Origin of the sequence: Rathayibacter sp. AY1C5, assembly GCF_002931705.1 — a bacterium.
Taxonomy (GTDB): domain Bacteria; phylum Actinomycetota; class Actinomycetes; order Actinomycetales; family Microbacteriaceae; genus Rathayibacter.
Genome location: NZ_PSWD01000016.1, coordinates 55,670 through 81,431, shown reverse-complemented (window position 1 = coordinate 81,431; position 25,762 = coordinate 55,670). Strand labels below are relative to the sequence as shown.

Genomic DNA, 25,762 nt, shown 5'->3' with positions numbered 1-25,762 from the left:
CGGCGGGACGAGAACGATCCCTCCGGTGCACCCCGCCCCGGAGGGATCGTTCTCGTCCCGCCGCGACCGCCGCGAAGCGGAGGGGCACCGGCTCCGCACCGCGCCCGCCCGCCGCGGAGCCTCCTTCTTCCGCCCGTCCCCGCGCACGCTGGCGCTCGCCGTCTCCGGCGGGCTCGTCGTCGTGGCCGTCGCGTCGAGCCTGAGCCTCACCGTCGGCACCGGCTCCTCGGCCGAGTCGGCCACCGCGACGCCGTCCGCTGCTCCGACCTCGACCAGCGTCGCCGTGCTCCCCGCGACCACCGCCTCCGCCCGGGTCGTCCTCAGCTCCGTCTCCACCACCTCCGGCACCGTCGCCGGCGGCACGAGCGTGACGCTCGAGGGATCGAACCTGGACTCGGTCGCCACCGTGCGCTTCGGCGAGGCCGAGGGCAGCGTCGCGGTCGACAACCCCGACCAGATCACGGTCACCGCCCCTCCGGCCGACGGAGAGGCAGCGGGCGAGGTCCCGGTCGCCTTCTTCGACGCCGACGGTCAGGCCATCACGTTCGACGCGGTCACCGACTCCGCCGCGGCGGTCACCGTCGACGGGACCCCGGCCGACGCGGTGCAGCCGGCCGTCGACACGTCGGGCGCCGCGGAGGGCACGACGGCCGAGGCCTCGACCGACCTCGCCGCCCCGACCGCGGCCGCCACTCCCAGCTTCGCCGCGACCGGCGTGCTCGCCAGCACGAAGGTCGTCGCCTCGGCGATCACCTTCGCCTACACGCCCGACCCGGCGATCGAGGCCGCGAAGGCCCAGGCCGCGCTGGACGCGAGCCGCCTGGCCTCGCAGCTCGACTACCTCTCCACCTACTGGAACGACTACAACTCGGCCCAGTACGGCGTGATCTCGGGCAACGACTGCGTCAATTTCACCTCGCAGTCGCTGATCGCCCGCGGCTGGGAGATGGACGGCGAATGGAGCTACTCCTCCTCCGGCGGGTACAGCTCCGCCTGGGCGTCGTCGACCGCGTTCAACGCCTACCTCGCCGCGCACCCCGAGCGCGCGACCGCGATCCCCGACTCCGAGCGGAGCCGGGTGAAGCCGGGCGACATCGTCCAGTTCGACTGGGACGGCTCGGGCGACTGGGACCACACGGGCGTCGTGACCAGCGTCGACGGCGACAGGATCCTCTACTCCTCGCACACCGCCGACAACCACGACCAGAGCATCGACGCGGCCTCCGCCGGCCGGATCATGTTCTGGGGCGTCTGACGCTCGACGCACCCGCTCCACGCACGACGACGGGGCCGCCACCGCTGATGCGGTGACGGCCCCGTCGAGGTTCCGGTCAGATCACTTCTTGAAGACGTCCTTGACGTCCTCGCCGACCTTCTTGGTGTGGGCCTTGGTCTGGTCGGCCTGGCCCTCGGCCTCGAGGCGCTCGTTGTCCGTCAGCTTGCCGACGGCCTCCTTGGCCTTGCCGACCAGGTTCTCGGCTGCGTTGCGGATCTTGTCGTCTGCACCCATGAGGGGCTCCTTCTGTTCGGTGTGACCATCCGCCGGCGGGTGCCGGGGAAGCTGCGGGACCGGAGTCAGGCGACCCGGTCCTCCTTGGAGAAGCCGGCCCGGGCGCTCGAGGCGACCTCGAGCAGGACCGGCAGGCGGGCGCCGAGCAGGGCGTCGAGCGCGTCGACCTCCTGGTGCACGGCGTCGACCACGGTGCGGGGCGAGACGCCGCCGCGGGGGAGGACGCGCACCTTCAGCGCGGTCTCGGAGCCGTGGCGGTAGGCCGCGACCGTGACGTCGAGGAGCTCCGTCCGCCCGGCGAGAGCCGTCTCGAGGACGTCCTCCGCGAAGCCGGTCGCGATCTCGATCCCTCCGGCGGGCGCGCCCTCGGCCTCGTCGCGGAGGACGGTGCCGGTGCGGCCGTGACCGTGGGCGAAGGCCATCACCAGCGCGAGGACGATGCCGAGGAGGCAGATCCCGACGACGGCGTAGAGCGGCCAGAGGACGGCGGCATCGCTCCAGGCGGTGCCCTCCTCGGGGGAGAGGCGCGAGACCAGGGCCGCGCCCTCGCCGTCGGCGAAGGAGAGGACGGAGTCGCGGACCGGCTGCGAGACGGCGATCAGGACGGCTCCGGCGCTGACCAGCGCGAGCACGAGGCCCACCACGAGCAGGACGAGCCGGTTGACGAAGCGGTTGCTCGTGGTCATCAGATCCTCCCGGAGGTCGAGACGCGGACGGTGGAGCGCGGGGCGGGCTTCGCGCCGATGCGGGCGAGCTCCTCGTCGACGGCGCTCTGCACGGCGTCGCGGTCGACCGCGATGCCGGAGGCGGGGGTCACCTCGACCAGTGCGGTGCGCCGCCCGAGCGAGGCGCGGGTGTCCTCGCGGCGGGAGTGGGCGGCCGTGCGGGCTGCGCGGGCCAGGGAGGAGGCGATCACGCCGTCGTCCACGACCACGGCGAGGCGGTCGTCGTCCACGGTGTGGCGGGCCCGGGCCCCGGGCGCCAGTGCGAGCACCAGCAGGACCAGGGCGAGGACGCCCGCGCCGACGGCCACGCCGATGAGGGCGGGGTTCGCCAGCGACGCGACTCCGACGATCGCGCCCAGCAGGGCGGACGGTGCGGCGAGCAGGGGCGCGGCGCCGAGGATCGCGAGCACCGCCTCCGTGCCGACGTAGGCCGCGACCAGGGCGATGAGCACCAGGACGACGATCTGCGCGGCGGAGCGGGACTTGTGGGTCTCGCGACGGAGGTAGCGGCTGTAGCGGGTGTCGGGCGCCGACGGTGCGGGGCTCATGCGACTCTCCTCGTGCTTCGGGTGCGGGTGCCCGTGACCCGGATGTCGATCCGGCTGACGGTGCGCCCGGTCAGCGCCTCCATGCGTGAGGCGATGCGGGTGCGGTCGCCGCGCAGGCGCTCGAGCAGGGAGCCGCCGGCCGGGGCGGTGCCCGGCTCGACGACGACCGGCGCGGTCACCGCGAGGGCGAGGCCGCCCCGGTCATCGGAGAGGCGGACGCGGATCGCGGAGACCTCCACGCCCAGCTCCTCGTGGACGATCGCCACGGCGGCGCGTTCGATGGAGCGGACGGTGATGGTGACGGTGCCCGCCACCGGCGATGCGGGACGCGTGTCGAGAGCGGTCACGGTGGGCTCCTAGCGGGAGGTGGTGCGGCCGCGGAACACGTCCACGAGGCTGCGCACGTCGAGGGTGCCGTCGGCGATGCGGGCGATCACGACGCCGAGGGCCATGAAGAGGGCGGTGAGGACGAAGCCCCAGAATCCGAACATCAGGGCCGCGAAGGCGAGGATCGCGCCGACCACGACACCGAGAACGGTGCTGCGGCCGCCAGGGGCGGTGGGCGCGGGGCGCTGGAAGTCGCTCATCGGACGCGGCTCTCGGTGGCCTCGTCGTCCTTGTCGTCGCCGGGGATGTGCACGTCGACGACGGCGACGTTGATCTCGGAGACGGCCATGCCGACGAGCTCGGTGATGGCCTCGGAGACGGCGGCGCGGACGGAGTCGGCGACCTTCTGCATCGGCACGGGGTACTCGACGACGATGGTCACGTCGGCCGCGACCTGGGTCTCGCCGACCTCGACGCTCACGCCCTGGGCGTGGTCGGCACCGCCGACGGCCTGGCGGATCGCGCCGAAGGCACGGGCGGCGTTGTTGCCGAGGGCGAAGACGCCGGGCACCTGGCGGGCCGCGATGCCGGCGACCTTGGCCACGACGCTGTCGTCGATGACCGTGGTGCCCTGGGCGGTGCCGGAGGTCCGGGAGCCGCCGAGGCTCGTGACCGTGTCGACGGAGGTCTTGTCGACGCGGGTGGTGGAGGGGGTGCGCGTGGTGTCGCTCATGAGGTCTCCTGGACGTCTCATCGGCTGCCGTTGCTGAGCAGACCGGGGTCGAAGGCCCGGCGGGAATCCGGTCGGGCTGTGCTTTCATGAGTGAGACGGAGCCCGGACGGCGTTCGTCACGGTGCTCGGCGGACTTTTTCCTGAGCGTCACCTGAGAGGCGGCCCGAGGCCGCGTGAGCGGAGAGGGAGGAGGCGCCGTGCCCGGACTGGAAGCGGCGAGCGACGCGCTGCTCGCCGAGCGCTCCGCCGAGGGCGACGTGCGCGCCTTCGAGGTGCTCGTCAAGCGGCACCAGTCGATCCTCCGCGCCTACGCCTGGCGCCTCACCGGCTCGCAGGCCGACGCCTCCGACGCCGTGCAGAACGCGCTGATCACGGTCTGGGCGCAGCTCCCGCAGCTCAAGGAGCCGGCGAGCGTGCGCAGCTGGATGATGCGGATCGTCAGCCGCTCCAGCGTCGACCTGCTGCGCCAGCGCCGCCCGACCGACGACGTCGACGCCGTGGAGCATCCCCCGGCCCGAGAGCCCGGCCCGTTCGAGGCCGCCGAGCAGAGCGACGCCATGCGGGCTCTCGCGCACGCCCTGTCCGAGCTGCCGGAGTCGCAGCGGCAGTGCTGGGTGCTGCGCGAGGTCGGCGGGGAGTCGTACAACGAGATCGCCGATCACCTCGGTCTCACGGTGACCGCCGTGCGGGGCAAGCTCGCCCGCGCGCGCGAGTCGCTGGTCGTGGCGATGGAGGACTGGCGATGAGGGAGCAGACGCGATGAACGCGGACCAGGGTCCCGGCGACGGGCCGGAGCGCGCGGGGGAGCACGACGTCGTGCTGCCGCCCGCGCTCGAGCAGGAGGCGGACGCGACGGAGCAGGAGGGCGACGGCATCGGCATCGACGAGCTGAGCGACTACCTCGACCGCGGGCGCACGCCGTACGACCCCGCCATCGAGGAGTCGCCGGAGCACCGGCGCACTCTGCGCGCCCTCGAGCGCGTGCGCGCCCTCTCCGGCGCGCTCATCGACGACGACGCCGCGCGCCTGCCCGCGCCGGAGGAGAGCTGGTTCGGCTCGATCCTCACCCAGGTGCGCCGCGAGTCGCGGGCCGGACGCGACATCCCACTGGCGAGCGTCCAGCCCGACGTGGCGCTCACGATCACCGAGGGAGCGGTCCGCGGACTCGTGCGCGAGGCGGGCGACAGCGTCGCCGGCGTGCTGGTCGGCCGCTGCCGCCTGGTCGGCGACATCGCCGAGCCGGGCGCGGAGGTCGTGGTGGAGCTGACGATCTCGGTCTTCTGGGGGGTGCCGATCGCCGAGGCGGCCCAGCAGGTGCGCGAGCGCGTGCACTCGCGGCTGCTGACCCAGACCGAGCTGCGGGTGTCGAGGATCGACGTCCGCGTGGAGGACGTCTACGTCCCCGGGACGGAGGAGTCGTGAGCGGCCTCGAGTCGGCGGCCCCGGTCGATCCGGTGTCCGCGCTCGCTGCGGAGCTGCGCGCCCTGGACGGCGTCGCGACCCTGATGCCGGCCAGGCCCGAGGTGCGCGACGTGCTCGCGCACGCGGCGACGGCGCTGAGCGCGACCGGGATCGTGGTCGAGCCGCTGGGCACCGCGAGCGGCGGCACGTTCGCCGATCCGGTTCTGGTCCGCGTCGCGGGGGACGAGGTGTCCGTGGCCGTCGACCTCTGCGTGACCGCGGAGGCGTCCGCGCCGGACGTGGCGCGCGCGATCGGAGCCGCGGTGCGCGAGTGGTGCGTCCGGGTGCATCCGGAGCTGCGGCCGCGGGTGACCGTCCGGGTCGCCGCGATCGACTAGCCGGATCGGGGAGCGGGCGCGGCTGTCCGCAGGGCGGGACGCCTCGCCGTGAGGAGCGGAGCCGGGCCGGGCGGTCCCGTGCTTCTTCGGAGTGCACCGTGCCGACCGGAGCGACGGTGCTGCGGGCCGCCCGAGGTCGGTGTCCGCGCCGTCTCCCCCTGAGGAGCTTCCCGCTCAGGCGAGCCTCCCCGAAGAGCTTCCCGCTCAGGCGCGCTCGGCGAGGAACGCGTCCGTCTCGGCCGCCGTCGGCGCGGACACCGCCGCTCCGGCGCGGGTGACCGAGATCGCCGCGGCCGCGCTCGCCCAGCGGGTGAGGGCGACCAGCTGCTCCGGATCGTCGAGCCGTGCTCCCGTGGCGGCGAGCCGGGCCGAGAAGGCGCCGCAGAAGGTGTCGCCGGCGCCGGTGGTGTCCACGGCCTCCACCCGGAAGGCCGGGGTGCGCTCCGGCTCGCGGTCGCGGACCGCCACGACGACGCCGTCGGAGCCGAGGGTGACCAGCACGAGCGGCACCAGCGCGGTGAGGGCAGCGGCGAGCGCGTCGTCGTCGGCGGCGGTGATGCCGCGATCGGCGGCGAGCTCGCGGGCCTCGTGCTCGTTGACGATCAGCACGTCGAGCACCGCGAGGAGCTCCTCCGGCAGCGGGCCGATCGGGGCGGCGTTCAGGATCGACACCGTGCCGCCGGCGCGCGCGGCGCGGGCCGCCTCCGTCACCGTCGCCGTCGGGATCTCGAGCTGGAGGAGCAGGGCGTCGGCCGCCGCCACCAGGGCCGACTCCTCGGCGGTCAACCCGACCAGGGCGGCGTTCGCTCCGGAGTCGACGACGATCGCGTTCTCCCCGCGCTCGTCCACGGTGATCTGCGCGGTGCCGGTGCGGACGTCGCCGCGGCGGGCGCGCAGCTCCAGCGGCTCCTCGCCGAGGACCGCGGCGAGCCGGTCTCCCGCCGAGTCGCGTCCGAGGCTCGTGACGAAGACGGTGCCGGGCGCGGTCCGTGCGGCCGCGACGGCCTGGTTGAGGCCCTTGCCGCCCGGGAACGTGCTCGCGTCGAGGGCGAGCACCGTCTCTCCGGGAGCGGGGATCCGGGCGACCCGGTGGACGTGATCGAGGTTGGCGCTTCCGAGCACGAGGAGGGGCATGCCCTCGACGTTAGAGCACGCGCAAGGGGGTCCGCCGCGGGCTCGGCCGCACCTACGGTGGAGGCATGGAAACTCGAATCCTCGGACGCACCGGCGCCCCCGTCTCCGTCGTCGGCCTCGGAACCTGGCAGCTCGGTGCCGACTGGGGGGACGTCGCCGAGACCGACGCCCTCGCCGTGCTCGACGCCGCAGTGGAGTCGGGGGTGACCCTCTTCGACACCGCCGACGTCTACGGCGACGGCCGCAGCGAGCGGACGATCGGCGCCTACCGCGCGGCGCACCCCGACGCGCAGGTCTTCGTCGCCACCAAGATGGGCCGTCGCGCGGAGCAGATCCCCGCCAACTACGTGCTCGACAACTTCCGCGTCTGGACCGACCGCTCGCGCGCCAACCTCGGCGTCGACACTCTCGATCTGGTGCAGCTGCACTGCCCGCCCACCTCCGTCTACTCCGAGGACGCCGTCTACGACGCCCTCGACACCCTCGTCGCCGAGGGCGCGATCGCCGCCTACGGCGTCTCGGTCGAGCGCACGGAGGAGGCGCTGACCGCCATCGCCCGACCGAACGTCGCGAGCGTCCAGATCATCCTGAACGCGTTCCGCCTCAAGCCGCTCGACGAGGTGCTGCCCGCCGCCCGCGAGGCCGGCGTCGGCATCCTCGCGCGCGTCCCGCTCGCCTCGGGCCTGCTCAGCGGCCGCTACACGACCGAGACCGTGTTCGCGCCGGAGGACCACCGCAGCTACAACCGCGACGGCTCCGCCTTCGACGTCGGCGAGACCTTCTCGGGCGTCGACTTCGCGACCGGCGTGGAGGCCGCGCAGGAGTTCGCCCGCCTCGCCGACGACCACGGCCTCGCCCCCGCGGCGGCCGCGCTCGCCTGGATCATCCAGCAGGAGGGCGTCACCTCGGTGATCCCCGGCGCCCGCTCGCCCGAGCAGGCCCGCGCCAACGCGGCCGCCGCCTCCGCCGCGCCCCTCGGCCCCGCCTTCATGGAGGCCGTGAACGCCCTCTACGACACCCACTTCCGCCCCACCGTCCACCCGCGCTGGTAGCCGGCCCTTTCCTCACCGCCGCTGAGTCGCCCGAGAAGGCTCGTTCTCCTGGGCGGGAACGAGCCTTCTCGGGCGACTGAGCGCAGCGCCTAGGAGTTCAGCGCCGCGTCCACGATCGTGCGCGCCTCGGCCTGGACCTCGTGCAGGTGGTCGAGGCCGCGGAAGCTCTCGGCGTAGATCTTGTAGACGTCCTCGGTGCCGGAGGGGCGCGCGGCGAACCAGGCGTCCTCGGTGACGACCTTGACGCCTCCGACGGCCGCGCCGTTGCCGGGCGCCTTCGAGAGCTTCGCGGTGATCTCGGACCCGGCGAGGGTCGTCGCCGCGATCGCGTCGCCGTCCAGCTTGCCGAGGGCCGCCTTCTGCGCCTTCGTCGCCACCGCGTCTACGCGCTCGTAGACCGGGTCGCCGAAGCGCTCGGTCAGCTCGCGGTAGAGCGCCGACGGGCTCTTCCCGGTGACCGCCACGATCTCGGAGGCGAGCAGCGCGAGGAGGATGCCGTCCTTGTCGGTGGTCCAGACGGTGCCGTCGAAGCGGAGGAACGAGGCGCCCGCGGACTCCTCGCCGCCGAAGCCGACCGAGCCGTCGACCAGCCCGGGGACGAACCACTTGAAGCCCACCGGGACCTCCCAGAGGCGCCGGCCCAGCGACTCCGCGACCCGGTCGATGATCGAGGAGGAGACCAGCGTCTTGCCGATCGCCGCGTCCTCGCGCCAGCCGGTGCGGTGGCGGTAGAGGTAGTCGATCGCGACGGCCAGGTAGTGGTTGGGGTTCATCAGCCCGCCGTCGGGGGTGACGATGCCGTGCCGGTCCGCGTCGGCGTCGTTGCCGGTGAGGATGTCGAAGTCGCCGGCGCGCGCGACCACCGAGGCCATCGCGCTGGGGGAGGACGGGTCCATCCGGATCTTGCCGTCCCAGTCGAGGGTCATGAAGCCCCAGGCCGGGTCGACCTCCCCGTTCACCACGGTCAGGTCGAGGCCGTGCATCTCGGCGATCAGCTGCCAGTAGTGCACGGAGGCGCCGCCGAGGGGGTCGGCCCCGATCCGCACGCCGGCCTTCCGGATCGCGTCGAGGTCGATGATGTTCGCCAGGTCCGCGACGTAGTGCGTGCGGTAGTCGTAGGTCTCGACCGCGGAGGGCTCGGCCGAGGTCACGCCGCGGTTGCCGTCGGCGATGAGCTCGTTGGCCCGGTCGGCGATCCAGGTCGTCGCGTCGGAGTCGGCGGGGCCGCCGTGCGGCGGGTTGTACTTGAAGCCGCCGTCGCGGGGCGGGTTGTGCGAGGGGGTGACCACGATGCCGTCGGCCCGGTCGGTGTGCGCGGGGTCGTTGTTGTAGCGGAGGATCGCGTGGCTGAGCGCCGGGGTCGGCACGAAGTCGTCGAACTCGTCCACGAGCACGCGGACCTGGTTGCCCACCAGGACCTCGAGGGCGGTGGTGAGGGCCGGGCGGGAGAGCCCGTGCGTGTCGGCGCCGATGAACAGCGGGCCGGTGATGCCCTGCTCCGTCCGGTACTCGACGATCGCCTGGGTGACGGCGGCGATGTGGTCCTCGTTGAAGGCCGTGTCGAACGAGGATCCGCGGTGGCCCGAGGTGCCGAACACCACCTTCTGAGCCGGGTCGGAGACGTCCGGCTTCTTCTCGTAGTACGCCCTCACGAGGGCCTCGACGTCGATGAGATCGGAGGCCTGTGCCGGCTTCCCTGCGCGATCGGTCATGCGGTCCATAGTGGCAGTCCGGCCCCCTGCAGGGGTACCGCGGCTGGCTAGGCTTGCGCCATGCCCGACAGCGCCCCCGAGACCCGTGCCTACAGCTATCTCGGGCCCAGCGGCACGTTCACGGAGGCGGCCCTCGCGCAGGTCCCGGAGGCGCGCGGACAGCTGTGGCGCAGCGTCGCGAACGTGGGGGAGGCGCTGAGCGATCTGGTCACCGGCCGCAGCGACGGCGCGGTGATCGCGATCGAGAACTCGGTCGAGGGCGGAGTGACGGCCGCGCAGGACGCACTGGCGCGGATCCCGGGGCTGCGCATCGTCGGCGAGTACCTGGTGCCGGTGTCGTTCATCCTGGTCGGCCGCCCGGGGACGAGCCTCGAGGAGGTGCGCACCGTCGCCGCGCACCCCGTCGCCTACGGGCAGTGCCGGGTGTGGCTCGACCGTGAGATCCCCAGCCACGAGCACCTGCCGGCCTCCAGCAACGTCCAGGCCACCGTCGACCTGCTGGGCGGATCGCCCGCGGACGCGGCCATCGCCCCTCCCGGGATCGTCGCCCACCACGACGTCGCGGTGCTGGCGGAGCGGATCGGCGACAACCCGAACGCCGTCACGCGCTTCGTGCACGTCTCGCGCTCGCACGCGCTGCCCGAGCCGACCGGCGCCGACAAGACCAGCGTGATCGCCGAGCTCCCGGCCGACCAGCCGGGCGCCCTGCTCGACATGCTCGAGCAGTTCGCGACTCGCGGGGTGAACCTGAGCATGATCCAGTCGCGGCCGATCGGCGATGCCCTCGGCCGGTACCGGTTCGTCATCGACCTCGACGGGCACGTCCAGGACGAGCGGGTCGCCGACGCGCTGATGGGGCTGCGGCGCTTCAGCCCGAAGGTGATCTTCCTCGGCTCGTATCCGCGCGCTGACCGCCGCCCGGTCACCTCCGTGCGACGCTACGACGACGAGGTGTTCCTCGAGGCCCGCGACTGGCTGCGCGGGATCCTCTCCCACGAGCCGGAGGTCGACGATGACCGGGGACGACGATGACGGGTCGCGACGATGACTGACGACGACGAACGGGTCGACCCGCGCTACGACCCGGCCTTCCAGCGCGGGTTCTCGGGACCGGTGGAGCGTCTGAGAGGCGACGAGCGGGCGTTCGCGAGGCCCGGCTCGGGTGCCGCCCCCGGCGCTCCCGCCGCCACGTCCGGAGCCGCCGCTCGTCCCGCGCTCCCGGAGTCGCGCGTGGTCCGCCCCGGCTCCTCGTCCGCGCCGGGACCGCGCCGCATCATGGCCCTGCCCGACATCGCCGGAGCCGCCGAGGGCCGGCGGTCGCACCGCCTCGGCGCCGAGACCGCGCCCGCACCCCTGCCGGAGCCGGCCGCCGACCCCGCTCCCGCTGCTCCCGCCGAGCCCCTGCGCGAGGCGCCCCTGCTGCGGAACCCGTGGCTCCTCGTGCTCCTGCTCGCCGGCCTCGCGGGGACCCTGATCGGCCTCGCGCTCCTCTACACCGGCTACTCCTCGCCGCCTCCGCCCTACTACGGCGACTCCGACGTGCCCTCGCCCGCGTGGATCCAGCGGCAGCTCCTCTACTACTCCTGCATCCCCCTGCTGGGCTGCCTGCCGGCGTCGCTGCTGCTGGCGGTCGGAGTGGCGGCGCTGCGGTGGCGCGGCGTCGCAGTGCGGCCCCGCGCCGAGGAGCCGCGCGAGTCCGCGCAGCTCCTCGAGGCCGAGGCTCAGACTCCGGACGCGCCGAAGAGCAGGCCGAGGAGGTAGGTCACCAGGGCCGCGCCGTAGCCGATCCCGAGCTGGCGCAGCGCCCGTGCCAGAGGCGGGGCGCCCGAGAGCAGCCCGACGACCGCGCCGGTGGCGAGCAGGGCGATGCCCACGAGCACGCAGGCGACGACCACCGCGGCGAGCCCCGTCAGGCCGAGCAGGTAGGGCAGCACCGGGATGATCGCGCCCGAGGCGAAGAAGCAGAAGCTCGACAGCGCCGCGCCCATGCCCGTGCCGATCGACTCGTGCTCGTCGACGTCGGGGTCTCCTGCGGGACCGCCCAGCGTGATGGGGGAGGTGACGGCGCCGCCGCGCAGGCCCGTGAAGACGGAGGCGGCACGCGCGTCGGCCTGCTCCTGGGTCATCCCGCGAGCGCGGTAGACCAGGGCGAGCTCGTTCGCGTCGACGTCCAGGTCGGGGACGATGCGGTTCGCGTCGAGGTCCGGGCTGGAGGCCGAGAGCAGCTCGCGCTGCGAGCGCACCGAGACGAACTCGCCCGCGCCCATCGAGAGGGCGCCGGCGAGCAGGCCCGCGATGCCCGTGAACAGGACGACCCCCGTCCCGACTCCGCTCGCCCCCACTCCGAGCACGAGGGCGAGGTTCGAGACCAGGCCGTCGTTCGCTCCGAAGACCGCCGCGCGGAACGTCCCGGAGAGGCGGTTGCGACCGCGCTCGGCGAGCCCGCGGACGACCTCGCCGTGGATCCGCTCGTCGGCGGCCATCGCCTCGGTGGCGTCGTCGTCGTCGGCGTAGGGGGAGCGGGCCTCGGCGCGCTGGATCAGGGCGAGGACGAACACGGAGCCGAAACGGCGGGTGAGGAAGCCGAGGAAGCGCGTGCGGAGGTCCGGGCGGGGCGCGGGCTCCGCCGCGGAGCCGAGCAGCTCGCGCCAGTGCTCCTCGTGGCGTCCCTCGGCCACGGCGAGCGCGAGCAGGATCTCCCGCTCCTCGCCGGAGCGGCGGCCGGCGAGGTCGCGGTACACGGAGGCCTCGGCGAGCTCGTCGGCGAGGTAGCGGCGCCAGCGGCGCACCTGTGCGGGACTGGGGGTGGGGGCGGTGGTCGCCATGCGATCTCCTGGCTCAGGTCCGCCGACCCGCGCGAGAGGACCGGTCAGGACGTGCGTCGACTGACCGAAGGTCTCGTTCGCCCCGGCCGGAGCCGGGGTGGAGCGCCGGGCCCGGATCGTCCCGGACCAGCATGTCGACGCGCCTCGTCGTCCGCTCGGCGGACGGTGGGAACTACTCCCCTTCGCGGGGACCACCGTAGCCGAGATCGGAGGAGAACGCCCGGCCGATCCGCGGGCCGTCGGGCGGACGTCCGCCCGGCCCGGAGCCGGAGCGTCGTCGAGGACGCTCGCGCCGGGTCAGAGCGAGGCGGTCGCCCGGGCGGCGCGGCGGGCCTGGCGCTCGTGCTCGGCGTCCAGGAGCGTGCGCGTGGCGGGGACCGCCAGGAACTCGACCAGGGTGTCCGTCTCCTCGACGATGCGCTCGGCGCGGTCGAGCGGGTCGGTGCGCAGGAGGCGGCGGGCGGCGGACGCGACGTGCGCCGGCTTCGCCGCCAGGGCGCGCACGCGCTCGTCGACGCGGCCGGCGAGGTCGGCGCGCGGCACGACCTCGGTCACGAGCTGCCACTCCAGCGCCTCGGCCGCGCGGACCGGGCGGCCCGACAGCACGAAGTCCAGGGCGCGGCGGCGGCCGACGACGCGGGGGAGCGCGGCGGTGACTCCGACGTCCGGGACGAGCCCGACGTCGCCGTACGCGCTGAGGAAGAGGGCGGCGGGAGTCGCTATCACGATGTCGGCGGCCAGAGCGAAGGCGATGCCGGCGCCGGCGACCATGCCGTCGATCGCGCAGACGACGACGGCGCGGCTGTCCTCGAGCAGGCGGATCACCTGGGCGGTCGTGGTCGCGACGTCGCGCAGGTAGTGGTCCGGGTTCTCGGACCCCATGATCGCCGAGATGTCGCCGCCCGTGCAGAACGCGCGGCCGGCCGCGGCGATCACGATGACGGAGCAGCCGGCGTCGGCGTCGAGGTCGGCGACGGTGCTCAGCAGCAGTCGCGCGGTGCCGAGATCGATCGCGTTGAGGGCGTCGGGGCGGTTGAGGGTGATCCGGGCGCCGGAGCCGTCGCGCTCGAGGACGACGCCGGGGGTCGCGTCGATGAGGGGGGTGGCGTGCATGGAAGAGCCTTCAGGGGAGCAGGGGTGTCGAACGCGGGGGGACGTTCTCGGGGGATGACTCAGATTCGCAGCCGTCCGCGCGATCGGATGCCTCCTCGCGGCCGATGCTCAGCCGGCCCCGGGGGTACGCGCGGGCGGCGGCCCGTCCCGGCCCTCCTCTACACTGCTGGGGTGATTGATCCCGTACTTCTGCGCGAGAACCCGGACGTCCTGAAGCGCTCGCAGGAGGCGCGCGGCGACTCCGTCGAGCTGGTCGACGAGGCGCTCGAGGCCGACCGCGTGCGCCGTGCGGCGATCACCGAGGCGGAGCGGCTCCGGGCCGAGCAGAACGCCTTCGGCAAGACCGTCGCCAAGGCTCCGAAGGACGAGAAGGCGGCCCTCGTCGCCGAGGCCCAGCGCCTCGCCGCCGCCGCCAAGCAGGCCCAGCAGGAGGCGTCCGAGGCCGACGACGCCTTCACCGTGCTGGTGAAGCGCATCGCCAACCCGATCATCGAGGGCGTCCCCGCGGGCGGCGAGGAGTCGTTCGAGCTCGTCAGGACGGTCGGCGAGCGCCCCGTCTTCGACTTCGCCCCGCGCGACCACCTCGAGCTCGGCGAGCTGCTGGACGGCATCGACATGCAGCGCGGCGCGAAGGTCAGCGGCGCGCGCTTCTACTTCCTCAAGGGCCTGGTCGCCCGCCTCGAGATCGCGCTGATGAACCTGGGCCTCGAGAAGGCGCTCGCCGCCGGCTTCACCCCGCTGATCACGCCGACCCTCGTGCGCCCCGAGATCATGGACGGCACCGGCTTCCTCGGCGAGCACGACGACGAGGTGTACCGCCTCCGCGACGACGACCTCTACCTCACCGGCACCAGCGAGGTCGCCCTCGCCGGCTACCACGCCGACGAGATCCTCGACCTCTCCGGCGGCGCGAAGCGCTACGCGGGCTGGAGCACCTGCTACCGCCGCGAGGCGGGCTCGGGCGGACGGGACACCCGCGGCATCATCCGCGTGCACCAGTTCAGCAAGCTCGAGATGTTCGTCTACACCCTCCCCGAGGACGCCGAGGCGGAGCACGCGCGCCTCCTCTCGTACCAGGAGGACGTCCTGCAGAGCCTCGGCCTGCACTACCGCGTCATCGACACGGCGGCCGGCGACCTCGGCCAGAGCGCGGCGCGCAAGTTCGACGTGGAGGCGTGGGTCCCCACGCAGGAGACCTACCGCGAGCTGACCTCGACCTCGAACTGCACCACGTTCCAGGCCCGCCGCCTCGACACCCGCTACCGCACCGAGTCGGGGAGGACGGCTCCGGTCGCAACCCTCAACGGCACGCTCGCGACCACCCGCTGGATCGTCGCCCTCCTCGAGACCCACCAGCGGGCGGACGGCTCGGTGCTCGTCCCCGAGGCGCTGCGGCCCCACCTCGGCGGCCTCGAGGTGCTCGAGCCCGTCGCATGAGCGCGGCCCGCGCCTCCGGCCGCCGCCTCGTCGCCCTCGACATCGACGGCACCGTCATGCACGAGGACGGCACCATCACCCGCGCGGTGACGGACGCGATCACCCGCGTGGCCGCCCAGGGCGACGAGGTGATGCTCGCCACCGGGCGCTCGCCCTCCTCCACCCTGCCGGTCGTCGAGCGCCTCGGGATCTCGCCCGAGTACGTGATCTGCTGCAACGGAGCGGTCACGCTCCGCCGCGACGCGTCCGGTGCGTACGTCCCCGAGACGGTCGAGACCTTCGACCCGACGGAGGTCCTCGAGACCATCCGCCGCTCCCTCCCCGACGCGCACTACGCCGTCGAGGACGCGGACGGCGCCTTCTTCTACACCGAGGCGTTCCCGGGCGGTGCCGTGATGGGTGCCGAGACGACCCACGTCCCCTTCGAGGAGCTGCTCGGCCGGCTGTGCACCCGCGTCGTCGTGATCTCGCCCGAGACCGGCATCGAGGAGTTCACCTCGCTGGTCGAGGAGATGGGCCTGCACCAGGTCAGCTACGCGATCGGCTGGACCGCCTGGCTCGACATCGCCCCGCACGGCGTCAACAAGTCCACCGCGCTCGAGGTCGTCCGCGAGGAGCTGGGCATCGAGCGGAGCGACGTGGTCGCGCTGGGCGACGGCCGCAACGACATCGAGATGCTCACCTGGGCCGCCGCCGAGGGCGCAGGGCTCGCGATGGGGCAGGCGCCCGACGAGGTGCGGGCCGTGGCCTCCGCCGTGATCCCCTCGGTCCACCAGGACGGCGTGGCGGTCGCGCTCTCGGCGCTGCGCTGACCACGGTCCCGCGCGCTCGGCGGTTACTATCGGGTGTCGCTCCTGCGGGAGCGGCCGGGAGGGCTGTCCGAGCGGCCGATGGAGCCAGTCTTGAAAACTGGTGGGCGGAAACGTCTCGTGGGTTCGAATCCCACGCCCTCCGCCCTCAGAATCCGCAGGTCAGGCGCTCGATTACTCGACAGCGGTCGGAATCGCGGGTAGCTCCTCCACGGCCGTTCGTGCCAGCCGCGTGCCATAGCGGCCCCGGGAACCACCTGCGAGGGCCGCGTCAATTCCGGCCGCGATGACCTGTCCGCGCTCCGCGCCGACGTGCTGGTAGAGCATCGCGGCCTTCGCCGTCCGGTGCCCAGCGCGGTCCATCAGCTCGCGGAGAGTGGCCCCCGCCTGCGCCGCCGCGGTGAGGCCAGCGTGCCGGATGTCGTGCGGGTGGAAGTGGCGCAGCTCGAGGGCGGTCGTCGCCTTCCGCCACTGCCACTGAATCTGTCCGCGAGAGATCGGCCGACCGTCGGGGCGAGCGAACAGGGGCGCCTTCCCGAACGCGGCCGGGCGCCCGTCGAGGTGCTCGCGCATGATGTCGACCACGGTCGCCGGGAGTGTGACCGTCCGGGCGCCGCCGGTCTTCGTCGGCGTCGTGATCTCTTCGCCGCCGACGGTGATCGTCTGCCGCTCGACAACGAGCGTCGCGGAGTCGAGGTCGAGGTCGCGGCGCTCGAGAGCAATCAGCTCGCCGATGCGGAGGTGCGCGCCGAACGCGAGGACGAGCAGGGGCCGCATGTCCTCAGGGTGCTCGGCGACGATGCGCGCGAAGGTGGCGGGGTCGAGGTGTGGGCGCTCCGGGCTCTTCGCGACTCCGGCGCCGACGATGCGCGCTGGGTTCTCCGAGATGATGCGGTCATTCACCGCGGTCATCAGGATCGCCCTTAGGAGGGCGTAGGACTGACGGAGGCGAGTCTCACCGGACCCGCCGCGGGCTGTCGCCGCAGCGGCCAGCGTGCGGCGCATGGCGGTGTACCAGGCGCGGACGGTCGCACCAGAGATCGCGCTCAGCGGCATCGCGTCGAAGCGTTCTAGTTGGCGATCGACGATGTCGGCGTACAGCTCGGCAGTGCGGGGTGCGAGCTTCCCGCGGGACCCTCCCGCATTGATCCACGCGCGGGCGTAGTCGCCGAACGGCTGGACCCCCGAGCGGTGATCGATGTACGACCCGCGGAGGCGATCAGCCTGCACCGCGGCCAGGTGGTCGAGGGCCTCTCGCTTCGTGCCGAAGGTCGTCGGCGCAGTCATCGGCCGCCCCGCCTCATCGGGGTAGCGGGCCTGCCACTTGCCGCTCGGAAGCTTCCTCGTCGACCCGAATGATTGACGGTTCGTCTTGCGCTGCCGCTCAGTCATCGAGGTTCGTCTCCTCGCCGATCGGGAACTCGGTGCGGAAGATGTCGAAGGCGCCGATGTCTCGAGTCGCGTTCGAGAACTCCAGATCCAGGCCCTTCTCGTCGGTCTCCTTTGCGTACTCGAGCACGCGCTCGATGAACGCTCGAAGGTCAGGCGCGTCGTCGCTGGAGGCGTTGTCGAGCGCGTGGAGCTGCTGCCGCAGAACCTTCTCCCGGATTTCGCCCAGTGTCGCCTCGCCTTGCGAGTCTCGCGACGAATCGCGCAGGAAGATCGCCGTGTCCTCGACACCCTGGCGCAGTCCGCGTTCCGCAAGACGAAGCTCTCGGGCCGCATCGGCCACTCTGCGCTCCGCGTACTGGCCGCTGGCTACGGCGAGGGCGAAGAGCTTGCTGTTCCGATCGGTCGGCGGCTCGATGAGCGTGGCGACGTCGATCTCGAAAGCGGCGGCGAGGCCAGCGGCATCGTCGACCGTGAGGGCTCGCTCGCCTTCGAGGAGGCGCTTCAAGATCGTCCGATGCCGCACGGGGTGGCCTGCCTCGTCGAGCGCGACAAGTAGGTCTGAGAGCTGCCAGTCTCGGCGGTCCATCTCGTGGCGTACGCGGTCGATGACAGCGGCCTCCACTTCTCGGCGGCGCGGGTTGGTGGTCTTGGGCATGGGTCCTCCGTACAACTTGTGCACGCACAGCTTTGCACAGGTACAAAACGTGATCCACTCTGAACGGCAGATACACAAGAGAACGGATGCCTCCCATGCCAGAACCCCTCAATTCCGCCGAGAAGCGCGCTCTCCTCGAGGAGCCGACCATCACCGTCACGCAGGCTGCCCGCGTACTCGGACGCGGTCGCGGCCAGACCTACGAGGACGTCGCCGCCGGCCGCATCGAGTCGATCCGCCTCGGCCGGTCGATCCTCGTCCCGACCGCGCCCCTCCGGCGCCTCCTCGGCATCGAGTCGTGATGGCGACGACCATCGAGACGGCGCTCGCCGCTGCACGCCTCGTGGTCGTCCGCGAGGCCGCCTGATGGATGCCCGGCTCCCCGTGAGCTGGCACGGCTCACTGATGATGGACGACCTGTCAGACGCCGCTTGGCGGGTGCTGACGTCATGTTTGATGTGGAGCAACGCCTCCGCGACGGACGGCCGGATCCCCGTGCGCTACTTCGCTCGGATGCACCCCTCCGGCGACGTGCAGATCGTCGCCGCCGCCGTCCGAGAACTCGAGTCCGCGGGCATCGCGGAGACGAGCGACGAGGGTATGCAGCTCCTCGGGTGGGACGCCGCCGATCGCCTCAACCAGTCCACCGCGGAGGCTATGGCGACCGCTCGAGCGAACGCGGCAGGGCGAGCGCGACGGTACCGCGAGCAGCAGCGCGTGCAGAGCGGGCGCAAGCCCCGTCCGACCGTCACGGCGCACGCGCTGAGTGACGCGACGCGAGACGAGCTGGGTGACGTGACGCAGCGCGTAGGTAGAGGTAGAGGTGAAGGTCAAGGTCTAGCTGTAGACGGTGGCGATTCTGAAACGAAGAGCGCGCCGCGCACCTCGCCGACTGTGCCGACCCCGACTCCGCCGGTGGCCGATGCATGGGATGACGTGCCGCGCGAGCTGGTCGTCGAGGGCAACCAGCGCGCGTACCTCCCGATCGAGGAGGGCCGCTGATGTCCGGTGTCGCTGTCTGGCCGACGCGTGAGCCGGGCCGCCCGTACAGGTGGCTGCTCGACCTCGAGACCGAGCGGGTGGCGCCCCTGTGCGGGGAGCACCAGATGCGGACAGACGGCCTCGGGGTCTGCCCTCGTTGCGTGGTCGCCTGGCGGCAGGCGCTGGGGGTTGAGGATCCGTTCCGGTGGACGACTTGCCTCGTTTGCGGCCTGCCCGTGCACCCGGCTGCCGACGTCGGCAACGCCACCTGCCCGATGTGTGAGCTGGAACTCGACCCGGGGAGCGCCTCGTGACGTCGAGCCTCGGCACGAGTGCGCGCCGTCCGGCTCTCGACGACGGCGCGCAGCTCGCGACTCCGCGAGACGCCGTCCGGTGGCTCGATGAGCACTGCCCGACGGTCGCCCGCGTCATCCGCGCTCACGCCGCCCAGCAGGCTCGCGACCTCACCGAGGCTCGCCCGCAGGCGGCCGACCTTCGCGTCGTCATCCGCGGTCTCGATGAGTGGATCGCCGCTCACAGCCGCTCAGAGGCGGCAGGATCTCTCAACCCTGCCGCCTCTTTCGACTCCCGCTGATCGGCGCTCTGATCGCCGCCCGCGGGCTCCTGGGCCGCTCCCGGCCCGCCAACTCCGAACGAAGGATCTCACGATGACCGAACCGACCCCCCTCGAGCTGGCAGAGGCCAACCTCGCCGCGCTCCAACAGCGCATCCGCGACGGCGAGGGCTCGCCCATCGACCTCGGCGCGGCTCAGGCTCGCGTCGCGCACGCCCGCCTCCAGGACGAGGGCGCCCGCGCTCGACAGCGTGAAGCCCTCGAGCGGACAAGGGCGCAAGCCGCCGGGAACGCGAAGCTCGCGGCGTCCGACCTCCTCACGAGGAGGCCCGACTTGTTCCGTAAGCGCGACCAGGCGGCGGAGGCGATCGAGGATCTCGCCCGCGCTGTCGAGAAGCACAACGCGTGGATCCTCGACGTCGCGAAGGCGTTCGAGGCCGGCGGCGTGCCGGCGCTCGGATGGGACCGCGTCCGCCCGGAGCGATTCGACCCCGACAACCACGCGGTGCTCGAGCAGGGCGGCGTCGTCGCGTCTGTGACCGTCGGAGGCCGCAGCTACCAGCCCGCGAATCCCGGCACGATCGTGCGGTACACCGTCCGCGGCGTAGCGACCCGCCGCAAGCTCGAGGACGACCACGGACGCCGCCTCGACCTCGACCTCGGGAAGGACACCCCGGACGCGCTCCGCGACCACTAGGCAGCAACACGACGGAGGCCCCGTGCTCACTCCGAGCAGGGGCCTTCGCGCGTTCGGACAGTGCGCCCATGGCTCAGGAAAGTCCCTCGAGCGCGGGTGAGGCAGTCCACTCATGGGCTAGGACATGCCTCGTGCGCGGGCGCGCGCGAGGCAGGGCCGGGTTTGACTGCGTCGGCGACGAGCTTGCCGGAGGTGTGGCCAGACGACAGCTCCGGCTCGGACGGACATCGGCGATTCCAGCCTCTCGCGGCGCGGGGGGCCCGATCGCTCGATGGGGCGTAGAGCCTGCGCACCTTCGAAGGAATGTCCACCCCGCGGGTGTCGTTGACGCTGTGGGGAGACCGAATATGATCAGATCAGGCTCGAACGTGCCGACGATCTCCCGTCGTGTCTGGCCACCAGCCCGCCGTCACCACGCTCTGTGCAGCGGATCGCAACGAGGAGGCGAAGTGAACGTCAAGCAGGAGGCGAAGCGCCTCGCCGAAGAGACGCTGGAAGCCAACTGGTCGGCAGATTTTCCAGTCGACCCTTTCGCAGTGGCAGAAAGCCTCGGCATCTACGTCTACTCGGCCAACATCGGCTCCGACGTTTCGGGCATGCTTCGAAAGCTGCCGGGACAGGGCCCTGAGATCATCCTCGACGTCAGTGAGTCCCTGGTCCGCCGCCGGTTCTCGTGTGCCCACGAGATTGGACACTTCGTCCGCCACGCGGGTAGCGACGATGAGATCGCGTTCGTCGACTACCGAGGAGCATCGGCCCGAGCTGGCGTGGACCAGGAGGAGATTTTCGCGAACAACTTTGCCGCGAACTTGCTCATGCCAGAAGCAACGGTCGAGGCCCTCACGAACCTCGATGTCAGCGTGGTTCAGATGGCGCGGATCTTCGAGGTTTCCCTGGATGCCATGACCTTCCGGCTTAAGAACCTCGGTCTGGCGGCTTGAGCGAGGAACCGGGAGGCGCAGAGCAGGAAGGCGCCGACCCGACCGAGAGTCAGCCGGATGCTGAACGCTCGCCCGAGGAGATAGCTCGGCTAGAGACCCGTGATCGCATCCTCGAGGAGGCGCGACAGACCATCCTCGCCATGCGTCGGCGGCAGGCGAAGGTCACGTTGGGGGACGGCACTGTCGTTTCCGTGCCGCTCTCGAGACCTGACTCTCCGAATGTGCCCAAGGGAACCCGCGCTACGACCACTGATGGTGATGCACCCGCGAGCGGCCCGAAAACGGAGGCCGGGTCGAGGGCGGCGGCGAGAGACCAGATCATGTTCGACCGCGAGTCGGTCGCCGCTCGGAACACTGCCGCGCGGGAGATCGAGCAACGCACGCGGGACAAGAAGTTCTACGAGCCCGGGACCTATAAGCGGGGCCGCAAGGAAGTTGACCTTGAGGACCGTAAGGCGAACCTCAAGCTCAAGAAGATCCTCGCGCGGTCGACCTTTATCGCGGTGGGGGTGCAGCTATGGATCGCCGACGTCGTGTTCGTCTGGTACGGGGTCGAGAATCACTGGCGGGTTCCGCCCGGCGTGATGCTCGGCTGGCTCTCGGCAACAGTTGTCCAGACCGTCGGCGTCGTGTACATCATCGCTCGCCATCTATTCCCTGTTCCGACGCCTCCCGAGAAGAAGAAGTCGTCAGGCGAATCGGCATCTGCCGAGTGACCGCTTGAGGCGACACGTCGCCAGCTAAGCCTGCGCCTCCAGCCTTCGCCCCGTGCCAGCCCCGTGCCATTAGCGGTGGGTACCGGGAGGGATCTGCCAATACGAGAAGGGACGAGATCCGCGCGGTTGCGGGCGCAATGCGATCCCCCCGGGGCGGCTGTTGCCGTGTCGACCTGACTTGAAAACTGGTGGGCGGAAACGTCTCGTGGGTTCGAATCCCACGCCCTCCGCCACGCCGTCCGCCGCGCCGTCCGCCACGCCGTCCCGTTCTTCGCGTCGCTTCTCGCCGGCGCCGTCCGACGCCCGTCCTGGCGCGCGACGACGGAGGCCTGCACGCTCTCCTTCGGAACGCGCCAGCCCTCTGTATAGGATTGCGCGACGCCCGGGACCGACGCCCGGCCCTCACCTCCGCACCACTGACGCCTCGACACCGGGAGACGGATGCGCCGCACGGGCCCTTCGACACAGACTCGCGACACTCCGCGCACGCCGCGCCCCTTCGTGCGGCACGGCCGCCAGAAGCGGCACACCCTCGCGCGGACCCTGGTGAAGGGAGCCGCCCTCGTGGGCGGTGTCGGCGTGGTCGCCTCGGTGTCGGTGGTCGCGATCGCGGCGACGCTGATCGTCCAGTCCGTGCAGCCCTCGGTCGACCTGCACCCGGGCGCGGCCGGCTCCAGCGTCGAGGCCGGAGGCGCCCCGGAGATCGGCGCACTGGAGGGCGGCTTCAACGTCCTCGTCGTCGGCAGCGACTCGCGGAAGGGCCAGGGCGACGCCTACGGCGACCCCGATGAGGAGACGAGCGTCCTCAACGACGTCAACATGCTGATGCACGTCTCGGCCGACCACAGCAACGCGACGGTCGTGAGCTTCCCCCGCGACATGTACGTCGACATCCCGGAGTGCGTGAACGCCGCCACGGGTGAGACGATCCCCGCCCGGTACGACACCAAGATCAACGAGGCGATGGGCAGCGACGTCAGCCTCGGCTGCGTGGCAGGGGTCGTCGAGGACCTCATGGGCGTCCGGGTCGACTACGGCGCGGTCGTGCAGTTCAACGGCGTGATCGAGATGTCGAACGCGGTCGGCGGAGTCGACGTCTGCGTCGCGACCGAGATCGCGGACCCCTACACGAACACCTACCTCGAGCCGGGCGTGCACTCGCTCGAGGGCATGGCGGCGCTGCAGTTCCTCCGCAGCCGCCACGGCATCGGCGACGGCAGCGACCTGACCCGCATCAGCAACCAGCAGGTCTTCCTCTCGGCGCTCGTGCGCCGGATCAAGAGCGCGGACACCCTCCTCAACCCGGTCGCGCTCTACGGGCTCGCAAAGGCGGCGCTCGGCAACATGACGCTCTCGACCGGTCTCGACAACGTGAACACGATGGTCCAGATGGGACTCGCGCTGAAGGACGTCGACCTCGCGGACGTCGTCTTCGCGCAGTACCCGACCGGGGCGACTCCGAGCGGAGTGGAGCCGGACCGCGCCGCGGGCGACGTCCTGGCGAGCGCCCTGCAGACCGATCAGCCGATCGCCATCACCGGCGGCACGGGCGCCGGCGCGACCGTGGAGGGCGAGGCGGCGGCCCCGGCCGACACCGCCGCTCCGTCGGGCCCGGCGACCGCGGATCCGCTGGCGACGGCCGAGGCGGCACCGGGCACTCCTGCACCCGGCACTCCTGCAGCGACTCCCGAGGACGGATCCAAGGTTGCCCTGCCAGAATCGGTCACCGGCCAGAGCGCCGACCAGCAGACCTGCTCGGTCGGCTTCTTCGGCTGAGCCGAGGGCGGGCGGCACCACGGGTGCTCTCCACCTCGCGCGCTGACTCCGGGACGACACGCGTCCCGCAGCCGAGAGAGAGTACGACCCGATGAGCGAACGCGCGTCCACCCGGACCACAGCAGCACGGCACGGCCGCCTGCGCCGCCCGAGCGGCGTGCGCTTCGCCGCGCGGATCCTCGCAGCCTGCGTGGGCGTCGGCGTGCTCAGCGCGGTCTGCATCGTGGCGATCGCCGCCTCGCTGATCGCCGGGAGCGCGCGTCCGTCCGTCGACCTAGGGATCGACTCGGGCGGAGGCGACGTGCCCGAGATCGGGGCGATCGAGGGCGGCGTCAACATCCTGCTCGCCGGCAGCGACAGCGCCGACGGATCGGCCGCCGGGGCCTACGGCGAGCGTGCCGAGAACCTCAACGACGTCACGATGCTCATGCACATCTCGGCCGACCACTCGACCGTGGAGGTCGTCAGCTTCCCCCGCGACCTCTACGTCCCGATCCCCTCCTGCACCGACCCGGCCACCGGCGCCGTCTCGGACGCGGTGGACTCGGCGAAGATCAACACCTCGCTCGAGGCCGGCGGGCTGGCGTGCACCGTGCAGACGGTCGAGCAGCTGACCGGGCTCGAGATCCCCTACGCGGCGCTCATCCAGTTCGAGGGCGTCATCGAGATGTCGAACGCGGTCGGCGGAGTGGACGTCTGCGTCGCCACCCCGATCCAGGACGAGTACACGGGGCTGAACCTCGACGCGGGCACGCACACGCTCGTCGGCGCCGAGGCGCTGGCGTTCCTCCGCACCCGGCACGGCGTCGGCGACGGCAGCGACCTCACCCGCATCTCGAGCCAGCAGGTGTACCTCTCATCGCTGGTGCGCAAGGTGAAGAGCGCGTCGACGCTCTCGAACCCGGTGAACCTCTACGGCCTCGCGAAGGCGGCCGTCTCGAACATGCAGCTCTCCACCTCGCTCGAGAACGTGAACACCCTCGTGTCGATCGGCCTCGCGGTGAAGGACGTCGACCTCGCGAACGTGGTCTTCGTGCAGTACCCGACCTTCATCGACGGCAACGGCGTGTACCCCAGCGAGGACGCGGCGGCGGCGCTGAACGCGGCGCTCCTCGCCGACCAGCCGATCGCGCTGAGCGGCACCACCGGCGGCGGCTCGCAGTCGACGGGGGAGGAGCCCGGGGCGACCAATGCTCCGGCGGCCACGGAGTCGCCGGCCACCGACGCCCCCGCGACCGACGCCCCCGCGACGAGCGCACCCGACGGGCCGGTCACCCTCCCGAGCGACGTCTCCGGGCAGACGGCGCAGCAGGAGACCTGCACGATCGGCCGGCCCCTGTCGGACCAGTAGGCGGCTTCCCGCCTTCCCGCGGAGGGGCGGGCGCCCGTGTCGCGAGGCCCTCGCGCGTGCGGTTATGATGGTCGTCGTGCGTCCGCCAGCGGGCGCTCAGGAGTCGTCGCATAGTCCGGTCGAGTGCACCACCCTGCTAAGGTGGAGAACCCTTTATTGGGTTCCGTGGGTTCAAATCCCACCGACTCCGCATCGTCCGAAGGCCCCGCTCAGGCGGGGCCTTCGTCGTTCCCGGCGGTGCCTGTGCCTGCCGCAGTACCGGCGTCTCCCGGCGGTGCCGGTGTCTCCGCAGTGCCGGGGTCTCGCGGTGCCGGAGCCTTCCGGCCGGCGCTCCGCCGGTCGCGCGCGGCGACGGCGGCCGATGCGACCTGGCGCCCCGGCCGCCCGGGATCCGCCGCCGATCCGCCGGGCGGGTGCGCTCCCGGAGCGGCTACCCTGATCGGATGCCCAGCCCGATCCTCGACGCCCTGTCCGCTCCTCCCGCGCGGAGGGACGTCGCCTCGATCCGGGGTGCTCTCGCCGAGGTCGCGATCGGCGACTCGGTGCGCGTCCTCGTCCGCTCCCCGCGCTACGGCCTCTACGGGATCGAGGGGGTCGTCCGGCAGGCCGTCGGCGGCGAGCTCGTCGTCGCGGACGTCTTCCTCGGCACGGGGACCGAGATCCAGAGCATCGCCCTGGCTCCGGACGCTGACGAGGTCGGCGGGGAGCGCTCGGCCGAGGGACTCGAGCACGGGGATACGGTGCGCGTGGCGTTCTCGACTCCGGCGCTCGGGTCGTTCACGATCACGGGCCCGCTGACGGCCGGCGGCCGCGACGGGTTCCTCCTCGTCGGCAGCTGGATCGTCGCGGACGGCGGCGAGCCCGGCCGCCACGTCGACCGCATCGAGCGCCTGACGGACGTCGGCGTCCACGAGAAGCACGTCCCCGGGCGCCGCTCCGCGGTCGAGGAGTAGCC

The 25,762-nt window shown here is 72.3% G+C and carries 30 protein-coding genes and 2 tRNA genes; 20 read left to right on the top strand and 12 right to left on the bottom strand.

Annotation, left to right across the window (positions count from 1 at the left end):
- A partial coding sequence (locus tag C5C57_RS12210; protein WP_146082423.1) for an amidase domain-containing protein occupies positions 1 to 1,255 on the top strand: 1,255 nt, incomplete at its 5' end.
- 81 nt (positions 1,256 to 1,336) lie between these two features.
- On the opposite strand, the gene C5C57_RS12205 is transcribed toward C5C57_RS12210, so the two are convergent.
- The 6 genes from C5C57_RS12205 to C5C57_RS12180 all read right to left on the bottom strand — a co-directional run bounded on the left by C5C57_RS12205 (position 1,337) and on the right by C5C57_RS12180 (position 3,843).
- Positions 1,337 to 1,510 (bottom strand): CsbD family protein, encoded by a 174-nt coding sequence (locus C5C57_RS12205; RefSeq protein WP_104226788.1) that lies wholly within the window; start codon positions 1,508 to 1,510, stop codon positions 1,337 to 1,339.
- Positions 1,511 to 1,575: 65 nt separating this feature from the next.
- A complete protein-coding gene (locus C5C57_RS12200; protein WP_104224951.1) occupies positions 1,576 to 2,196 on the bottom strand; it encodes a hypothetical protein in 621 nt (206 codons plus the stop codon).
- Positions 2,196 to 2,783, bottom strand: a complete 588-nt coding sequence (locus tag C5C57_RS12195; RefSeq protein WP_104226787.1) for a DUF6286 domain-containing protein — start codon at positions 2,781 to 2,783, stop codon at positions 2,196 to 2,198. The genes C5C57_RS12200 and C5C57_RS12195 overlap by 1 nt, the downstream gene beginning before the upstream one ends.
- Positions 2,780 to 3,130 (bottom strand): hypothetical protein, encoded by a 351-nt coding sequence (locus tag C5C57_RS12190; RefSeq protein WP_104226786.1) that lies wholly within the window; start codon positions 3,128 to 3,130, stop codon positions 2,780 to 2,782. Before C5C57_RS12190 ends, C5C57_RS12195 begins: the two co-directional genes overlap by 4 nt.
- Before the next feature lie 9 nt (positions 3,131 to 3,139).
- The gene (locus C5C57_RS12185; RefSeq protein WP_104224954.1) at positions 3,140 to 3,370 is read right to left on the bottom strand and encodes a DUF2273 domain-containing protein; all 231 of its coding nucleotides are present in this window, start codon (positions 3,368 to 3,370) and stop codon (positions 3,140 to 3,142) included.
- Positions 3,367 to 3,843, bottom strand: coding sequence for an Asp23/Gls24 family envelope stress response protein (locus tag C5C57_RS12180; RefSeq protein ID WP_104226785.1), 477 nt, complete (start codon positions 3,841 to 3,843; stop codon positions 3,367 to 3,369). Before C5C57_RS12180 ends, C5C57_RS12185 begins: the two co-directional genes overlap by 4 nt.
- Positions 3,844 to 4,040: 197 nt before the next feature.
- Between C5C57_RS12180 and C5C57_RS12175 the strand changes: the two genes are divergently transcribed.
- Genes C5C57_RS12175 through C5C57_RS12165 form a run of 3 tightly spaced genes read left to right on the top strand, consistent with a single transcriptional unit; the run spans position 4,041 to position 5,642 of the window.
- The gene (locus C5C57_RS12175) at positions 4,041 to 4,589 is read left to right on the top strand and encodes an RNA polymerase sigma factor (protein ID WP_104224956.1); all 549 of its coding nucleotides are present in this window, start codon (positions 4,041 to 4,043) and stop codon (positions 4,587 to 4,589) included.
- A gap of 13 nt (positions 4,590 to 4,602) precedes the next feature.
- Positions 4,603 to 5,265: an Asp23/Gls24 family envelope stress response protein gene (locus C5C57_RS12170; protein ID WP_104233947.1), complete on the top strand. Its 663-nt coding sequence runs from the start codon at positions 4,603 to 4,605 to the stop codon at positions 5,263 to 5,265.
- The gene (locus C5C57_RS12165) at positions 5,262 to 5,642 is read left to right on the top strand and encodes a hypothetical protein (protein ID WP_104233946.1); all 381 of its coding nucleotides are present in this window, start codon (positions 5,262 to 5,264) and stop codon (positions 5,640 to 5,642) included. Before C5C57_RS12170 ends, C5C57_RS12165 begins: the two co-directional genes overlap by 4 nt.
- Before the next feature lie 204 nt (positions 5,643 to 5,846).
- On the opposite strand, the gene C5C57_RS12160 is transcribed toward C5C57_RS12165, so the two are convergent.
- Positions 5,847 to 6,776, bottom strand: a complete 930-nt coding sequence (locus C5C57_RS12160) for a ribokinase (protein WP_104247576.1) — start codon at positions 6,774 to 6,776, stop codon at positions 5,847 to 5,849.
- Between the two features lie 65 nt (positions 6,777 to 6,841).
- On the opposite strand from C5C57_RS12160, the gene C5C57_RS12155 reads away from it, so the two are divergent.
- The gene (locus C5C57_RS12155) at positions 6,842 to 7,828 is read left to right on the top strand and encodes an aldo/keto reductase (RefSeq protein WP_104247577.1); all 987 of its coding nucleotides are present in this window, start codon (positions 6,842 to 6,844) and stop codon (positions 7,826 to 7,828) included.
- 89 nt (positions 7,829 to 7,917) lie between these two features.
- Here C5C57_RS12155 and pgm read toward each other — a convergent pair whose 3' ends face one another.
- Complete coding sequence (pgm, locus tag C5C57_RS12150; RefSeq protein WP_104226793.1) at positions 7,918 to 9,540, bottom strand: phosphoglucomutase (alpha-D-glucose-1,6-bisphosphate-dependent); 1,623 nt, start codon at positions 9,538 to 9,540, stop codon at positions 7,918 to 7,920.
- A 60-nt stretch (positions 9,541 to 9,600) separates the two neighbouring features.
- Between pgm and pheA the strand changes: the two genes are divergently transcribed.
- Together pheA and C5C57_RS12140 are read left to right on the top strand one after the other, a co-directional pair.
- The gene (gene pheA / locus C5C57_RS12145) at positions 9,601 to 10,572 is read left to right on the top strand and encodes a prephenate dehydratase (protein WP_104247578.1); all 972 of its coding nucleotides are present in this window, start codon (positions 9,601 to 9,603) and stop codon (positions 10,570 to 10,572) included.
- Between the two features lie 12 nt (positions 10,573 to 10,584).
- Positions 10,585 to 11,301 carry a hypothetical protein gene (locus C5C57_RS12140; protein ID WP_104247579.1) on the top strand — a complete coding sequence of 239 codons (717 nt, stop codon included), beginning with the start codon at positions 10,585 to 10,587 and terminating at the stop codon, positions 11,299 to 11,301.
- Here C5C57_RS12140 and C5C57_RS12135 read toward each other — a convergent pair.
- Positions 11,262 to 12,365 (bottom strand): VIT1/CCC1 family protein, encoded by a 1,104-nt coding sequence (locus C5C57_RS12135; protein WP_104224963.1) that lies wholly within the window; start codon positions 12,363 to 12,365, stop codon positions 11,262 to 11,264. The two genes, C5C57_RS12140 and C5C57_RS12135, sit on opposite strands and share 40 nt — an antisense overlap.
- Positions 12,366 to 12,662: 297 nt before the next feature.
- Complete coding sequence (locus C5C57_RS12130) at positions 12,663 to 13,478, bottom strand: enoyl-CoA hydratase/isomerase family protein (protein WP_104247581.1); 816 nt, start codon at positions 13,476 to 13,478, stop codon at positions 12,663 to 12,665.
- 171 nt (positions 13,479 to 13,649) lie between these two features.
- Between C5C57_RS12130 and serS the strand changes: the two genes are divergently transcribed.
- From serS to C5C57_RS12115, 3 genes are all read left to right on the top strand, one after another.
- A complete protein-coding gene (gene serS, locus C5C57_RS12125) occupies positions 13,650 to 14,915 on the top strand; it encodes a serine--tRNA ligase (RefSeq protein ID WP_104233941.1) in 1,266 nt (421 codons plus the stop codon).
- Entirely contained in the window at positions 14,912 to 15,727 is an 816-nt protein-coding gene (locus tag C5C57_RS12120) for an HAD family hydrolase (protein WP_104247582.1), read from the top strand. The genes serS and C5C57_RS12120 overlap by 4 nt, the downstream gene beginning before the upstream one ends.
- 57 nt (positions 15,728 to 15,784) lie before the next feature.
- Positions 15,785 to 15,869: transfer RNA gene (locus C5C57_RS12115), tRNA-Ser, on the top strand.
- Between the two features lie 29 nt (positions 15,870 to 15,898).
- On the opposite strand, the gene C5C57_RS12110 is transcribed toward C5C57_RS12115, so the two are convergent.
- Entirely contained in the window at positions 15,899 to 17,116 is a 1,218-nt protein-coding gene (locus C5C57_RS12110) for a tyrosine-type recombinase/integrase (protein ID WP_181069190.1), read from the bottom strand.
- Entirely contained in the window at positions 17,109 to 17,771 is a 663-nt protein-coding gene (locus C5C57_RS18150; RefSeq protein ID WP_181069188.1) for a hypothetical protein, read from the bottom strand. The genes C5C57_RS12110 and C5C57_RS18150 overlap by 8 nt, the downstream gene beginning before the upstream one ends.
- Positions 17,772 to 17,866: 95 nt before the next feature.
- Here C5C57_RS18150 and C5C57_RS12105 point away from each other — a divergent pair, with 95 nt between their 5' ends.
- The 10 genes from C5C57_RS12105 (at position 17,867) to C5C57_RS12050 (ending at position 25,760) form a co-directional block, all read left to right on the top strand.
- On the top strand, positions 17,867 to 18,073 hold the full coding sequence (locus tag C5C57_RS12105; protein WP_104297661.1) for an excisionase family DNA-binding protein: 207 nt from the start codon (positions 17,867 to 17,869) through the stop codon (positions 18,071 to 18,073).
- Between the two features lie 103 nt (positions 18,074 to 18,176).
- Positions 18,177 to 18,773: a hypothetical protein gene (locus tag C5C57_RS12100; RefSeq protein WP_181069186.1), complete on the top strand. Its 597-nt coding sequence runs from the start codon at positions 18,177 to 18,179 to the stop codon at positions 18,771 to 18,773.
- A gap of 289 nt (positions 18,774 to 19,062) precedes the next feature.
- Entirely contained in the window at positions 19,063 to 19,347 is a 285-nt protein-coding gene (locus C5C57_RS12090) for a hypothetical protein (RefSeq protein ID WP_104297658.1), read from the top strand.
- A 73-nt stretch (positions 19,348 to 19,420) separates the two neighbouring features.
- Entirely contained in the window at positions 19,421 to 20,023 is a 603-nt protein-coding gene (locus C5C57_RS12085) for a hypothetical protein (RefSeq protein ID WP_104297657.1), read from the top strand.
- A gap of 449 nt (positions 20,024 to 20,472) precedes the next feature.
- Complete coding sequence (locus tag C5C57_RS12080) at positions 20,473 to 20,964, top strand: ImmA/IrrE family metallo-endopeptidase (protein ID WP_219827755.1); 492 nt, start codon at positions 20,473 to 20,475, stop codon at positions 20,962 to 20,964.
- Entirely contained in the window at positions 20,961 to 21,680 is a 720-nt protein-coding gene (locus tag C5C57_RS17790) for a hypothetical protein (RefSeq protein ID WP_146082422.1), read from the top strand. Before C5C57_RS12080 ends, C5C57_RS17790 begins: the two co-directional genes overlap by 4 nt.
- Positions 21,681 to 22,226: 546 nt before the next feature.
- On the top strand, positions 22,227 to 23,456 hold the full coding sequence (locus C5C57_RS12065; RefSeq protein ID WP_258059994.1) for an LCP family protein: 1,230 nt from the start codon (positions 22,227 to 22,229) through the stop codon (positions 23,454 to 23,456).
- A 91-nt stretch (positions 23,457 to 23,547) separates the two neighbouring features.
- On the top strand, positions 23,548 to 24,807 hold the full coding sequence (locus C5C57_RS12060) for an LCP family protein (RefSeq protein ID WP_104226775.1): 1,260 nt from the start codon (positions 23,548 to 23,550) through the stop codon (positions 24,805 to 24,807).
- Between the two features lie 99 nt (positions 24,808 to 24,906).
- Positions 24,907 to 24,997 (top strand) — tRNA-Ser (locus C5C57_RS12055).
- Positions 24,998 to 25,250: 253 nt separating this feature from the next.
- Entirely contained in the window at positions 25,251 to 25,760 is a 510-nt protein-coding gene (locus tag C5C57_RS12050; RefSeq protein WP_104226774.1) for a hypothetical protein, read from the top strand.
- Positions 25,761 to 25,762: the final 2 nt, after the last annotated feature.

Bases quoted from the DNA above. Each gene is read 5' to 3' on its own strand.
- C5C57_RS12205 (WP_104226788.1), bottom strand. From the start codon at position 1,510: ATGGGTGCAGACGACAAGATCCGCAACGCAGCCGAGAACCTGGTCGGC.
- C5C57_RS12200 (WP_104224951.1), bottom strand. From the start codon at position 2,196: ATGACCACGAGCAACCGCTTCGTCAACCGGCTCGTCCTGCTCGTGGTG.
- C5C57_RS12195 (WP_104226787.1), bottom strand. From the start codon at position 2,783: ATGAGCCCCGCACCGTCGGCGCCCGACACCCGCTACAGCCGCTACCTC.
- C5C57_RS12185 (WP_104224954.1), bottom strand. From the start codon at position 3,370: ATGAGCGACTTCCAGCGCCCCGCGCCCACCGCCCCTGGCGGCCGCAGC.
- C5C57_RS12180 (WP_104226785.1), bottom strand. From the start codon at position 3,843: ATGAGCGACACCACGCGCACCCCCTCCACCACCCGCGTCGACAAGACC.
- C5C57_RS12170 (WP_104233947.1), top strand. From the start codon at position 4,603: ATGAACGCGGACCAGGGTCCCGGCGACGGGCCGGAGCGCGCGGGGGAG.
- C5C57_RS12160 (WP_104247576.1), bottom strand. From the start codon at position 6,776: ATGCCCCTCCTCGTGCTCGGAAGCGCCAACCTCGATCACGTCCACCGG.
- C5C57_RS12155 (WP_104247577.1), top strand. From the start codon at position 6,842: ATGGAAACTCGAATCCTCGGACGCACCGGCGCCCCCGTCTCCGTCGTC.
- pgm (WP_104226793.1), bottom strand. From the start codon at position 9,540: ATGACCGATCGCGCAGGGAAGCCGGCACAGGCCTCCGATCTCATCGAC.
- pheA (WP_104247578.1), top strand. From the start codon at position 9,601: ATGCCCGACAGCGCCCCCGAGACCCGTGCCTACAGCTATCTCGGGCCC.
- C5C57_RS12140 (WP_104247579.1), top strand. From the start codon at position 10,585: ATGACTGACGACGACGAACGGGTCGACCCGCGCTACGACCCGGCCTTC.
- C5C57_RS12135 (WP_104224963.1), bottom strand. From the start codon at position 12,365: ATGGCGACCACCGCCCCCACCCCCAGTCCCGCACAGGTGCGCCGCTGG.
- C5C57_RS12130 (WP_104247581.1), bottom strand. From the start codon at position 13,478: ATGCACGCCACCCCCCTCATCGACGCGACCCCCGGCGTCGTCCTCGAG.
- C5C57_RS12120 (WP_104247582.1), top strand. From the start codon at position 14,912: ATGAGCGCGGCCCGCGCCTCCGGCCGCCGCCTCGTCGCCCTCGACATC.
- C5C57_RS12110 (WP_181069190.1), bottom strand. From the start codon at position 17,116: ATGACTGAGCGGCAGCGCAAGACGAACCGTCAATCATTCGGGTCGACG.
- C5C57_RS18150 (WP_181069188.1), bottom strand. From the start codon at position 17,771: ATGCCCAAGACCACCAACCCGCGCCGCCGAGAAGTGGAGGCCGCTGTC.
- C5C57_RS12105 (WP_104297661.1), top strand. From the start codon at position 17,867: ATGCCAGAACCCCTCAATTCCGCCGAGAAGCGCGCTCTCCTCGAGGAG.
- C5C57_RS12100 (WP_181069186.1), top strand. From the start codon at position 18,177: ATGATGGACGACCTGTCAGACGCCGCTTGGCGGGTGCTGACGTCATGT.
- C5C57_RS12085 (WP_104297657.1), top strand. From the start codon at position 19,421: ATGACCGAACCGACCCCCCTCGAGCTGGCAGAGGCCAACCTCGCCGCG.
- C5C57_RS12060 (WP_104226775.1), top strand. From the start codon at position 23,548: ATGAGCGAACGCGCGTCCACCCGGACCACAGCAGCACGGCACGGCCGC.
- C5C57_RS12050 (WP_104226774.1), top strand. From the start codon at position 25,251: ATGCCCAGCCCGATCCTCGACGCCCTGTCCGCTCCTCCCGCGCGGAGG.